This is a genomic window from Thioalkalivibrio sp. ALJ16 (assembly GCF_000377345.1).
GTDB lineage: Bacteria > Pseudomonadota > Gammaproteobacteria > Ectothiorhodospirales > Ectothiorhodospiraceae > Thioalkalivibrio.
This window is the reverse complement of the sequence record NZ_KB898041.1, coordinates 118,215-130,000: the sequence shown is the minus strand read 5'-3', so window position 1 is coordinate 130,000 and position 11,786 is coordinate 118,215. Positions and strand designations below refer to the sequence as shown.

The following is an 11,786-nucleotide window of genomic DNA, read 5'->3' as shown; positions in this document are numbered from 1 at the left end:
CTGGACACCGATGTAGTTGTTCAGCGACTTGCTCATCTTCTGGACGCCATCCAGTCCTTCGAGGATGGGCATGGTCAGAATGACCTGCGGCGCCTGCCCCTCCTGCTTCTGCAGCTCACGCCCGACCAGCAGGTTGAATTTCTGGTCGGTGCCACCGAGCTCCATGTCCGCCCGCAGGGCCACCGAGTCGTAGCCCTGAATCAGCGGGTAGAGAAACTCGTGGATCGCGATCGGCTGGTGGGCGGTATAGCGCTTGTGGAAGTCATCGCGCTCGAGCATACGCGCCACCGTCTGGCGCGCAGCGAGCTGAACCATGCCGGCCGCGCCCATCGGCTCCATCCAGGTGGAATTGAACACCACCTCGGTACGTTCCGGGTCCAGGATTCGAAACACCTGCTCGCGGTAGGTGGCGGCGTTGCGCTCGATATCCTCCGAAGACAGGGGCGGGCGTGTCGCGTTCTTGCCCGAGGGGTCACCGATACGCCCAGTGAAATCGCCGATCAGGAACAGGATGTGATGCCCGAGATCCTGCAATTGGCGGAGCTTGTTGATCAGCACCGTGTGCCCCAGGTGCAGATCCGGCGCGGTGGGATCAAAGCCGGCCTTCACCCGCAGCGGGCGACCGCTCTTGAGGCGCTCGACGAGCTCGTCCTCAAGCAGGATTTCATCGGTGCCGCGACGGATGACGGCCAGCTGGTCTTCGAGTTCCATGACGCCCCTTGGTTTAGGGAAACACTGATGAATGTACACGCTTGCGCACGAGTCGCTTCTGCGTCCGTTGACTGCGCGGGGACGGCCGCGCATTCATCCTGCACAAGGCAACCGCAACGCCGAGCACGCACGTTAATCAGCGTTTCACTCGATCGGAATCCGGCCGCGACGGCCGGCAGCGCGCAAGGATACCGCGAGCCCCAAGCGGACGCGAAATGGCCCGGTAGTCCAGAATGGGCAGTGTCCGAACCCGGCGCGCGACAGGAACCTCGCCATGACCGAACGCTATATAGGATTGATGTCCGGCACCAGCCGGGACGGGATCGATGCCGTTCTGACCGAGGCCCTTGACGACGGGCGCATGCGGGTCCTGGATCACTGCCAGCTCGGATACCCGGACGACCTGGCCCAGGAACTGGCCACCGCCGCCACCACCGAAACGCTGCGCTACGAACAGCTGGGCACGCTGGACGCGCAACTCGGAACCCTTTTCGGGCGTGCCGTGCTGGCCCTACTGGATCAAAGCGGGCTGCCCTCCGCGGCGATCCGGGCGATTGGCAGTCATGGACAGACCGTGCACCACGCACCCGAGCGCGATCCGGCCTTCACCTGGCAGATTGGCGATCCGTTCCGGATTGCCGAGATCACCGGCATCGACACGGTCGCGCAGTTCCGGCCCCGCGACATCGCAGCCGGTGGCCAGGGCGCGCCCCTCGCCTGCGGCTTTCACGCCGCGCAGTTCGCGAGCGCCGACGAGACCCGGGCCGTGCTGAACCTGGGCGGCATTGGCAATATCACCTGGCTGGCGCCGGGCCGAGCCGTAACTGGCTTCGACTGCGGCCCGGCGAATACGCTGATGGACGACTGGAATCGACGCCACCAGGGCACGGCGTTCGACCATGAAGGCGCCTGGGCACGCAGCGGCCAATCCATTCCAGACCTGCTGACCGCGCTGCTGGACGACCCCTTCTTCGAACGGCCGCCGCCGAAGAGCACCGGGCCGGAGTACTTTTCACCCGCGTGGCTGCGCACCCGTGCTGGCGATGCCCTGGACCGGGCGCGCTCCGAGGACATTCAGGCGACCCTGGCCGAACTGACCATCGAGGGCGTGCGGCGCGCGCTGCGTTCGGTCGACGACACGCCCCCCGCGCGATTGCTGGTGTGCGGCGGCGGGGCCCACAACACCTATCTAATGGAACGCCTGCGGCAGAGCCAGCCCGGAACCCGGGTCGAAACCACCACAGGACACGGCGTGCCACCGCAACAGGTGGAAGGGGCTGCGTTTGCCTGGCTGGCTGCACGCACCCTCGCCGGCCAGGCCGGCAATCTGCCCGAGGTCACCGGGGCCCGCGGGCCTCGGGTGCTCGGCTGCATCATCCCCGGCGGCACCGGCCGTAGCCGCACTCCCTGAAAAGCAAAAGGCCCGCCGCGGCGAACCGGGGCGGGCCTTGCATCGGCAACGGTACTGATCAGACCGAGAAACTGGAACCGCAACCACAGGTCGTGGTTGCGTTCGGGTTGCGAATCACGAACTGCGCACCCTCCAGACCTTCGGTGTAGTCGATCTCGGCCCCGGCCAGGTACTGAAAGCTCATCGGGTCAATCAGCAGGGTCACACCCCCGTTCTCCACCACGGTATCGCCTTCACCGACGGTCTCGTCGAAGGTGAATCCGTACTGGAAGCCGGAGCAACCACCACCGCTGACAAAAACCCGAAGCTTCAGGTTTTCGTTGTTCTCTTCTTCGATCAGCCCCTTCACCTTGGTCGCCGCAGCGTCGGTAAAGATCAGCGGGCTGGGGATCTCGAAGTCCATTTCCGCTTCGGACGTCATGGGCTCGGACATGCAGGGCCTCCTGTGTTCAGCATTTCCGGCAAAACTACGGAAAGCCGACCCCCGGAGTCAAGAATGCTCATCTTCCGTGGGATTGGCCAGGCTGCGCGGCTCGCCCGGCCCCTCCAGCTCGCCCTGCAGCGGATGCTCGACGCGCTTCAGCAAACCGTCGATCTGGGCGCCTTCCGCCATCTGCAGCACGGTGTAGTAGAGGTTGCCCGCCAGCCGCGCCGTCTCGCCCAGCTCCACGTGCTCGCCGACATGGACATCGCCCTGCACCTCGCCATTCAACAGCAGGTGGGGCACGGCGATATGGCCTTCGACCAAACCGCCCTCGGCCACCACCAGCACCGCGGCGGGATCGGATGGCGCGCGGATATCCCCGACCACCCGGCCCTCGATGTGCAATCCACCGCCGAACTCGACATCACCGTGAATCACCGTCTGGCGCCCTACCAGCGTGTCTACCTTGTTTGCTCGACGGCCTCGCTTGCGTCCAATCATGGTTCCTCCTCCAGCAGGCGATCCCATTCGGCCTGCTCGGTGACGGGATCGATATCCTCCTCGTCCCTGGCGACCGCGCGCAGCGTCAGGCGCTGCGGCTCGAAATCCTCCGGCAGCCGAATCCGCACCCGCTGGCTGCGCAACAGCCGCAGGCCTTCCATGCTGCGATCAGCATCGAGGCCCAGGTCTTCGGCATCCAGCGTCACCCGGTCCTCGCCGTCCGCCGAGCGCCCTTCGACCTCCAGGGACCAGTCCAGATCCAGTGACCGGTTCAGGCCCGGGCGGTAGAACTGAAACGCGACATCGAACACCCCGGCCTGACCGGTGCGCTGCAGCCGCAACGCGCGAACGCCAAGGACGTCTCCGCCACCCCCTTCGGCCAGGCGCTGGTAGAACGCCAGCTCGTCGCGCAGCACCAGCAGCTCCGACTCCTGCCGATCGATATCATCGGCAAACGCCCGGACCTCGGCGCGCTGGATCTCCAGCTCCTGCTCGGCCCGGCGCAGGGACTCCTCCGCAGCCTGACGCGCCGCCGTCTCCCGCTCCAGATCCGCCCGCAGCGCCTCGATACCCTCACGGGCCTCGGCCACGTCCGGGGCCTCGGGCCGCGGCTCCGTCCACCACAGGGCCACTCCCACCACCAGCACCACCAGCAAGATGGCTGCCCGCAGCACCGCCCGCCATACCCGGCCACCACGACGCCCGAGGCGCGCACGCCGCGCCGGGATTCGCGGCAGACGTGGCGGGCGCGGGAATCGGGCTGTCATGCGGGTGCCCTGGGCATCAGGGGAATACCGGCAGTCCGTTCAGGCCCGCGGTCTCCTCCAGCCCGAACATCAGATTCATGTTCTGCACCGCCTGCCCCGCCGCACCCTTGACCAGGTTGTCGATCACCGACAGGACCATCAACCGATCGGAATGCGGCGGCTGTGCCAGGGCCACCCGGCAGAGATTGGTCCCGCGCACGCTGGACGTCTGCGGGTGCGAACCCGCGGGCATCACGTCCACGAACGGCTCGTCACGATAGCGCTGCTCGAAACAGGCCTGCCAGTCCGCCTGCGCGCGCGGACGCAGATACAGCGTGGCGTGGATGCCGCGGGTCATCGGCACCAGATGCGGCTGAAAGATCAACCCCACCGCCTGCCCGGAGACCCCGCTCAGGGTCTGCTGGATCTCCGGCCAGTGCCGGTGACCACCACTGGCATAGGCGCGAAAGTCCTCCTGCACCTCGGCAAACAGGCCACCGATCTGCGCCTTGCGGCCCGCCCCGCTGACGCCGCTCTTGGCATCCGCGATCACGTCGCCGGGGTCAATCAGGCCGGCCTCCAGCAGTGGCAGCACCGCCAGGCTGACGGCCGTGGGGTAGCAGCCGGGAACAGCGATCAGGCGCGCGCCGCGGATCTGCTCGCGGTTGAGTTCAGGCAGACCATAGACGGCCTCGTCCAGATACTGTGGCGCACCGTGCGCCTGCCCGTACCAGCGCGCCCACAACTCCGGATCGCGGATACGGAAGTCCGCAGACAGATCGATGATGCGCGCACCGCGCTCCAGCAGCGGGGCGGCCAGGCCGTGCGCGACGCCGTGAGGCGTGGCGAAAAAGACCACATCGCACTCGCCCAGCACCGCCTCGTCCGGCGCCTGGAACACCGCATCCACCGCCCCGCGCAGGCTCGGGAACAGCGCGGCCACCGGCGTCCCGGCCTCGCCGCGCGAGGTCACCACCTGCAGGCGGGCGGCCGGGTGCCGCGCCAGCAGGCGCAACAACTCGACACCGGTGTATCCGGTCGCACCGACAACCCCGATGCGGATGGGCTTGCTACTGGTTGCAGTCGTCATGCTGCGGCATGATACCGCCTTGACCGGAACCACGGAACGCAAGGCGTTTCGGCCAGTCCACATTTGCAGACCATCGACCGACGAGACCGCATCCCATGAGCAAGGGCAGGATTGACCGCAAGGCCATCTTCGGAGGCATCTTCATCATCGCGCTGATTGCCGTCGCCGCGACCATCTGGCTGACCGATGACGGGATGCGGCCGGCGCCCGCCTTCACCGCAACCACGCTGGACGGCGAACAGGTCGCCCTCGAGGACTTCGAGGGCCGCCCCGTGATGATCTCCTTCTGGGCAACGAACTGCCCGTCCTGCGTGCGCGAGATCCCGAAACTCACCCATCTCCACGAGACCTACTCGGACCGGGGCTTCAAGCTGCTGGCGGTCGCGCTCTCCTACGATCCGATCAACCGCGTGGAGGCGATGCGCGAAGACCGGGGTATGCCCTACACGGTGATCCATGACAGCGACGACGGCTTCTCCCAGGCCTATGGCGGGGTGCGCCTGACCCCCACCACCTTCCTGATCTCGCCCAGCGGTCGCATCGTCTACCAGAAGCTGGGCGATCCGGATTTCGAACAGATCGAACGCCACCTGGAGCGCTGGCTGTCGTAAGCCGGGCACCGTCCGACGAGAAGGATCTCCATGCAAGCCTACAACTGGTTCCTCAGCCTCCACGTGATCTTCATGGTCACCTGGTTCGCCGGCCTGTTCTATCTGCCGCGCCTGTTCGTCTACCACGCGATGACCGACGACGCCCTCGGGCACGAGCGCTTCAAGGTCATGGAACGCAAGTTGTTCTACGGGATCATGACCCCCGGCGCCCTGATCACCATCGGCTTCGGCGTCGCCATGCTGGTGGATCGCTCGTTCTACCTGGCCGAGCCCTGGATGCATTTCAAGCTGACCCTGATCGCGGTGCTGGCCGCCTATCACGTCTGGTGCGGCAAGATCGTGCGCGACTTCCGTCACGACCTGAACCGCCGCGATCACACCTGGTATCGCTGGTTCAACGAGATCCCGGTACCGATTTTGGTGGGCGCCGTGGTCCTGGTCATCAACCGCTCCATCACGGACGGCCTGATCGCCATTGGCGTCGTGCTGGGCATTTTCGTCGTAACGGCCCTGACCGCCCGGATACGCGCCCGGCGCACCTGACCCGCCGGGGCGAAGGCCGGCCGCCAGCCCGCGCTTCAGGTCTTGCCCGCGCGCACCAGCCCGCCCAGCCCGGCCTGGACCAGGGCATTGTTCAGCAGCGAGCGGATCTGGTCCGCGTTCTCCAGCAGCCGGCACTGCGCCAGCAGGGCCTCGGCGCGATCGGTGGAGAAGCTGCGGATCACCCACTTCACCCGCGGGATGGCGGAGACGCTGACACTGAGGCTGTCGATCCCCATGCCCAGCAGCAGGATCACCGCCGCCGGGTCGGCCGCCATCTCCCCGCAGACGCTGACTGGCTTGCCGGCCCGGTGCGAACCCTCGGTGATGGTCTCCAGCGCATGGATACAGGCCGGATGCAGGGTGTCGTAGAGGCTGGCCACGCGCGCATTGTTCCGATCCACCGCGAGCAGGTACTGCACCAGGTCATTGGTGCCGACGGACAGGAAGTCCACCCGCCGCGCCAGCATCTCCGACATGTACACCGCCGCCGGCACCTCGACCATCACGCCAATGCGCGGCACCGGGATACGGAAGCCCTCGTCCAGCAGCTCCTCGCGCGCCCGATTGAGCAGGCTCATGGCGCCCTTCAGCTCGTCCAGGGCCGAGATCATCGGGAACAGGATCTGCAGGTTGTCGTGCGCGCGGCTGGCCTTGAGCATGGCCCGCAGCTGGGTCAGGAAGATCTCCGGGTGGTCCAGCGAGATACGGATGCCGCGCCAGCCCAGAAACGGGTTGTCTTCCTTGACCGGAAAGTACGGCAGCGCCTTGTCGCCGCCGATATCCAGCGTACGCAGCGTCACTGGCATCGGGTCGAACGACGCCAGCACCTGCTCGTAGAGCTGGACCTGTTCCTCCTCACCAGGGAAGCGGTCGCGGATCATGAACGGGACCTCGGTGCGGTACAGCCCCACACCCTCGGCCCCCGATTCCAGCGACGGCTTGATGTCCGCCAGCAGACCCGAGTTGGCGAGTACCGGCACCGGCACCCCGTCACGGGTCTCGGCCGGATCCTTCGCCAGGGCGCGCAGGTCCTCGGCCAGCTCGCGCTCTTCGCGCACCAGGCGCTCGAACTCGGCACGCAGCTCCGCGTTCGGGTTCACGAACAGCCGGCCGCGGTAGCCATCCACCAGGATCTCGCGCCCTTCCAGGCGCCCGACCGGCAGTTCGGAAACCCCCATCACCGCCGGAATGTTCAGTGCACGTGCCAGGATGGCGATGTGGGACGACCCGGTACCCTTGGCCGAGACCATCGCGCCCAGCCGCTCGATCGGCACCTCGGCCAGATGCGAGGCGGTCAGGTCGTCGCCCACCAGGATACCGCCATCCGGAAACTCCTCCTGGCTGCGCTCGGCGGGCAGGAGGTGCGACAGCACGCGTCGCCCGAGATCGCGCACATCGGCCGCGCGCTCGCGCAGATAGGGGTCTTCCATGTCCTCGAACACCCGCACGCTCTCGCGCACGGTGTCGCGCAGGGCCGCCGGGGCCCATTGCCCATTGCGGATACGCGCCTCCGTCTTGTGCACCAGCGAATCCGAACCCAGCAGCAGCAGATAGGCATCGAACAGCACCTGCTCGTCCGGGCCCAGGGCCTCGCCCATGCGCTGCTTCAGGTCCTCGATCTCGGTCCGGGTATCGGCCACCGCCCTCGCCAGGCGCTCGAGCTCCTCGTCCACCCCGGCCCCCTCGCGGTCCGGTATGGAGTCGAGATCCGCCAGCCGATAGGCCACCACGGCGCGCCCGATCGCGACCCCCGGGGAACCGGCGATCCCCGTGGCCTCCACGTTCACATGCCCGATCAGCGGGGTCTCGGAGGAGATCTCGTCGTTGAATTCCGCGTAGGCGATCGCTCCGGCCAGCTGCGCGGCCAGGGTAATCAGAAAAGAGACGTGTTCGTCATCGAACTTGCGCGCCTGGTGCTGCTGCACAACCAGCACCCCGAGCAGGTTGCGCTGGTGAATGATCGGCACCCCGAGAAAGGCCAGGAAGTGCTCCTCGCCGGTCTCCGGGAAATAGCGAAAGCGCGGGTGATCCTGGGCGCTGTCCAGGTTGACCGGCTCCGCACGCGAGGCGACCAGGCCGACCAGGCCCTCGGAGGGGTCCATCTCGACATGCCCGATGGACTCCTCGCGCAGACCCTCCGACGCCATCAGCACCAGGCGGCCCGACTGCGGCGACTTCAGGTAGATCGAGCAGACATCGATATCCAGCGCGGCCTTCACGCGGGTCACGATAATGTGCAGCGCCTCGAAGAAATCGGCAGCGCCATTCACCTCCTGCACCACGCGGCGCAGGACCTCCAGCATCGACGGGGGGCTCGGGTTCGTCAACGCGGAGACACCGGCAAGGCGCGCGACGGTGACGAATCACCGGAATTACCGCCGCGGGCGCCCCCCGTGCTGGCACGCCCGCCCTCCAGCTCCGGGAACATCAGCGGCACCAGCTCGCACAGCGCGCGGCGATAGACCTGACGCTTGAAATGCACGACCTCGCGCGACGGCCGCCAGTAGTCGATCCAGCGCCAGTCGTCGAATTCCGGGGTTTCCATCGCATCCAGGACCACGTCACTTTCTTCTCCGATCATGCGCAGCAGGAACCAGCGCTGTTTTTGGCCGATGCAGACCGGGCGCCGGTGCCGTCGAACCATGCGCTCCGGCAGCCGGTAACGCAGCCAATGGCGGGTACTGCCCAGCACCTCGACATGCCGGGGCAACAGGCCCGTCTCCTCGCGCAACTCGCGGAACATCGCCTCTTCCGGCGTCTCTTCCGCATGCACCCCGCCCTGGGGAAACTGCCAGGCTTCCTGCCCGACCCGCTTGCCCCAGAACAGCTGCTGTTCCGCGTTGCAGAGGATGATGCCTACGTTTGCGCGATACCCATCACAATCAATCACTTGCATCAGCCAGACGCTTTTATATTACTGGCATTGTTCCACAGCAGGAGCCCCGGCGGCAAAGCCCCCACCCGCGCTCCGGGGCCGGGCCCGCGATGGCCCGCGTGATGGCTGGCGTGCTGCAGTCCGCGACGCCCCCCGGTACACTCCCGCCCTGCCCACGGCAACCCGAGAACGCACGCATGACCCTGGCTCTGTTCGACCTCGACAACACCCTGCTTGCCGGCGACAGCGATCACGCCTGGAACCAGTTCCTGGCCGAGGTGGGCGCCGTGCACCCGACCTGTCACGCCGAGACCAATGACCGCTTCTATCAGGAGTATGTCGCGGGGACCCTCGACATCCACGAGTTCTGCCGCTTCGCGTTCAGCCCGCTGGCGGAGCACCCGCGCGCGCAACTGGAACAATGGCGGGAGCAGTTCATCGACACCCTGATCCGGCCGATGATCGCCCCCGGCGCGCAGCGCCTGCTGGAAAAGCACCGGAAGGCCGGCGACGAGCTGGTCATCATCACCGCGACCAACCAGTTCGTGACCCAGCCGATCGCGGAGATCCTCGGCGTGGACCATCTGATCGCCACCCTGGCGGAGGAACGCGACGACGGCGAGTTCACCGGGGAACTGACGGGCGTGCCCTGCTTCCAGGAAGGCAAGATCGAGCGCCTGCGCCAGCACCTTGCGGATCACCCGGACCCCGAGGGCACCATCACGCAGGCCAGCTTCTACAGCGACTCGCGCAACGACATCCCGCTGCTGGAGCAGGTCGGCCGCCCGGTGGCCGTGGATCCCGACCCGACCCTGGCCGCGCATGCCCGGGAGCGTGGCTGGCCGGTGATCTCACTGCGCGAGCCGGAAGGCTCGGTCAGCTGAACAGACCGGCCATCTGCTCCAGCCGCTGACCGGCCGGGGTATCCCCCTTGCCGGCGGCCACGACCGCATCGCGGTAGCCCGTCACCAGCTCCGGCACCACGGCCGTCACCTGCTTGCGGCGCAGACGCCCGGCGCCGGTGACCGGCCAGGTCGCGCGGAAGTCGCAGTTATCGAGCGCATCGCAGACCCACAGGCTCCATTCATGCCGCGTCACGTCGATCTCGTGCTGGCGGATCACCAGACGATAGACATGCTGGGCATTCATGTCCGCCATGCCCACCCCGGGGCCCACGTGTTCCACCTGCAGCTCGGCGGCGATCCGGTTGATCTCCTGCTCCAGCGCGGCCAGGGCCTGGTCGACCTCCGCGTTCAACGTACCACCCGCTTCGGCGGCGGCGACCAGAGGGCGGATGGACTCGACTTCGAACTCGTGGCTCATGCTGCGTACACTCCCGGGATTCGGAACAAGAACGCCCCGGGGTGCCGGGGCGCGCGCAACCTTAGCACGGGAGCCCCCATTCATGAATCATCCCCCGATCGCGCTGACCATTGCCGGCTCCGACCCCGGCGGTGGTGCGGGTCTGCAGGCCGACCTGACTACCTTTACCCGCCTCGGCGTACACGGGGCCACGGCCGTGACCGCGATTACCGTGCAGGACACCCGCAACGTGGTGGATTTCACCGTTCTCCCGCCGGAGCAGCTGCGCGCCCAGATCGAGGTCACCCTCGCCGATCTCGAGGTCGCGGCGATCAAGATCGGCATGCTCGGCTCGGTGGAGAACGTCACCGTCGTCTCGGCGCTGCTGAGCACTCACCCGCACATCCCGGTAGTACTGGACCCGGTGATGGTCGCTGGCGGCGGCGGGGCGCTGGCCACCGAGGCGGTCGTCGACGCCACGCGCGAGGCCCTGCTGCCGCGCGCCACGCTGATCACCCCGAACGGCCCCGAAGCCGCCCGCCTGGCCCGCAGCGAAGACCCCGCGCAGTGGGGCCACCAGCTGCGCCAGTTGGGCGCACGCAACGTGCTGGTCACCGGCGGGCACGAGGGCGCCGAACAGGACCCAATCATCAATCGTCTCTACCGCGAGGACGACCACGTGCGCCCGTTCGAGCTGCCGCGCCACCCGGCCGGCTTCCACGGCTCCGGCTGCACCCTGGCCGCGGCGATCGCCGCCTTCCTCGCCCGTGGCCGTGACATCGAACCGGCCGTGATCGAGGCCCAGGCCTTCATGAACGATGCCATCGCCCGCGGCTACGCCCCCGGCCACGGCCAGCACATCCCCAACCGCCTGTGCCCGCATGACGACTGACAGCCAAGCGCCCCTGCGCGGGCTCTATTTCATCACCCCCGCGGTGCCGGTGGGCGCGGACCCGCGCGCCACCCACCTCGCCCACGCCGCGGCCGCACTGCGCGGCGGCGCCAGCCTGATCCAGTTCCGCGACAAGCAGCTCGCGGGCGACGCGCGCGAGGCGATCGCCCGCGAGCTGGTCGCCCTCGCCCACGCGCACGGGGCGCGCTGCATCATCAACGACGACACCGAACTGGCCGCGCGCATCCAGGCCGACGGCGTGCATCTGGGCCGCGACGATCCGGACCCGATCGCGGCCCGCACGCTCCTGGGGCCGGACGCAGTCATCGGGGTCTCCTGCTACAACGAACTGGCGCGCGCCGAAGCCGCCGCCCGGGCCGGTGCGAGCTATGTCGCCTTCGGCACCATGTTCGCCTCCCCGACCAAACCCGAGGCCGCCTTTGCCGGGCCGGAGCTGATCCGCCAGGCACGCGCAGCCCTGGACCTGCCGATCTGCGGCATCGGCGGCATCACCTCGGACAACGCGGCCGAGGTGGTCGCGGCCGGGGCGGATCTGGTCGCCGTGATCCAGGGCATCAGCGCCGCGCCCGACCCGGAGGCCGCCGCTCGGCACATCAGCACACTGTTCGACTGACCACTTTGCACCGCCCGGCGGCCGCCGCTATGGTTGCCGGGCCTAC

The 11,786-nt window shown here is 67.7% G+C and carries 14 protein-coding genes (1 of these 14 only partly in view); 6 read left to right on the top strand and 8 right to left on the bottom strand.

What is annotated here, in order from left to right; translation table 11 throughout:
• Nucleotides 1-711, bottom strand: the 5' portion of a protein-coding gene (gene tyrS, locus D000_RS0106670) for a tyrosine--tRNA ligase (protein ID WP_018872765.1). Its footprint begins 495 nt before the window's first position; only the first 711 of its 1,206 coding nucleotides appear in the window; the start codon lies at nucleotides 709-711; its stop codon lies off the left edge, out of view.
• Between the two features lie 274 nt (nucleotides 712-985).
• Between tyrS and D000_RS0106665 the strand changes: the two genes are divergently transcribed.
• Nucleotides 986-2,122, top strand: a complete 1,137-nt coding sequence (locus D000_RS0106665; RefSeq protein WP_026279818.1) for an anhydro-N-acetylmuramic acid kinase — start codon at nucleotides 986-988, stop codon at nucleotides 2,120-2,122.
• A gap of 58 nt (nucleotides 2,123-2,180) precedes the next feature.
• Here the strand turns inward: D000_RS0106665 and erpA are convergent, their stop codons facing one another.
• The 4 genes from erpA to argC form a co-directional block, all read right to left on the bottom strand.
• Entirely contained in the window at nucleotides 2,181-2,555 is a 375-nt protein-coding gene (gene erpA, locus D000_RS0106660; protein WP_018872763.1) for an iron-sulfur cluster insertion protein ErpA, read from the bottom strand.
• A gap of 57 nt (nucleotides 2,556-2,612) precedes the next feature.
• Nucleotides 2,613-3,047: a polymer-forming cytoskeletal protein gene (locus D000_RS0106655; protein WP_018872762.1), complete on the bottom strand. Its 435-nt coding sequence runs from the start codon at nucleotides 3,045-3,047 to the stop codon at nucleotides 2,613-2,615.
• Nucleotides 3,044-3,706: a DUF6776 family protein gene (locus tag D000_RS0106650; protein ID WP_026279817.1), complete on the bottom strand. Its 663-nt coding sequence runs from the start codon at nucleotides 3,704-3,706 to the stop codon at nucleotides 3,044-3,046. The genes D000_RS0106655 and D000_RS0106650 overlap by 4 nt, the downstream gene beginning before the upstream one ends.
• A 124-nt stretch (nucleotides 3,707-3,830) precedes the next feature.
• Nucleotides 3,831-4,883, bottom strand: a complete 1,053-nt coding sequence (argC, locus tag D000_RS0106645) for an N-acetyl-gamma-glutamyl-phosphate reductase (protein ID WP_026279816.1) — start codon at nucleotides 4,881-4,883, stop codon at nucleotides 3,831-3,833.
• Nucleotides 4,884-4,978: 95 nt separating this feature from the next.
• Between argC and D000_RS0106640 the strand changes: the two genes are divergently transcribed.
• Nucleotides 4,979-5,494, top strand: coding sequence for a peroxiredoxin (locus D000_RS0106640; protein WP_018872759.1), 516 nt, complete (start codon nucleotides 4,979-4,981; stop codon nucleotides 5,492-5,494).
• A 30-nt stretch (nucleotides 5,495-5,524) separates the two neighbouring features.
• Nucleotides 5,525-6,037: a CopD family protein gene (locus D000_RS0106635; RefSeq protein WP_018872758.1), complete on the top strand. Its 513-nt coding sequence runs from the start codon at nucleotides 5,525-5,527 to the stop codon at nucleotides 6,035-6,037.
• A 35-nt stretch (nucleotides 6,038-6,072) separates the two neighbouring features.
• On the opposite strand, the gene ptsP is transcribed toward D000_RS0106635, so the two are convergent.
• Both ptsP and D000_RS0106625 read right to left on the bottom strand, forming a co-directional pair.
• Nucleotides 6,073-8,340, bottom strand: a complete 2,268-nt coding sequence (gene ptsP / locus D000_RS0106630) for a phosphoenolpyruvate--protein phosphotransferase (RefSeq protein WP_018872757.1) — start codon at nucleotides 8,338-8,340, stop codon at nucleotides 6,073-6,075.
• 20 nt (nucleotides 8,341-8,360) lie between these two features.
• Nucleotides 8,361-8,933 carry an RNA pyrophosphohydrolase gene (locus D000_RS0106625; RefSeq protein ID WP_018872756.1) on the bottom strand — a complete coding sequence of 191 codons (573 nt, stop codon included), beginning with the start codon at nucleotides 8,931-8,933 and terminating at the stop codon, nucleotides 8,361-8,363.
• A 176-nt stretch (nucleotides 8,934-9,109) separates the two neighbouring features.
• Here D000_RS0106625 and D000_RS0106620 point away from each other — a divergent pair, with 176 nt between their 5' ends.
• Nucleotides 9,110-9,796 (top strand): HAD family phosphatase, encoded by a 687-nt coding sequence (locus D000_RS0106620; RefSeq protein WP_018872755.1) that lies wholly within the window; start codon nucleotides 9,110-9,112, stop codon nucleotides 9,794-9,796.
• Here D000_RS0106620 and D000_RS0106615 read toward each other — a convergent pair.
• Nucleotides 9,789-10,235, bottom strand: a complete 447-nt coding sequence (locus D000_RS0106615; protein WP_018872754.1) for a hypothetical protein — start codon at nucleotides 10,233-10,235, stop codon at nucleotides 9,789-9,791. The two genes, D000_RS0106620 and D000_RS0106615, sit on opposite strands and share 8 nt — an antisense overlap.
• Nucleotides 10,236-10,317: 82 nt before the next feature.
• On the opposite strand from D000_RS0106615, the gene thiD reads away from it, so the two are divergent.
• Nucleotides 10,318-11,106 carry a bifunctional hydroxymethylpyrimidine kinase/phosphomethylpyrimidine kinase gene (gene thiD / locus D000_RS0106610; protein ID WP_018872753.1) on the top strand — a complete coding sequence of 263 codons (789 nt, stop codon included), beginning with the start codon at nucleotides 10,318-10,320 and terminating at the stop codon, nucleotides 11,104-11,106.
• Nucleotides 11,096-11,740 carry a thiamine phosphate synthase gene (gene thiE / locus D000_RS0106605; RefSeq protein ID WP_018872752.1) on the top strand — a complete coding sequence of 215 codons (645 nt, stop codon included), beginning with the start codon at nucleotides 11,096-11,098 and terminating at the stop codon, nucleotides 11,738-11,740. Before thiD ends, thiE begins: the two co-directional genes overlap by 11 nt.
• The last annotated feature ends 46 nt before the right edge of the window (nucleotides 11,741-11,786 follow it).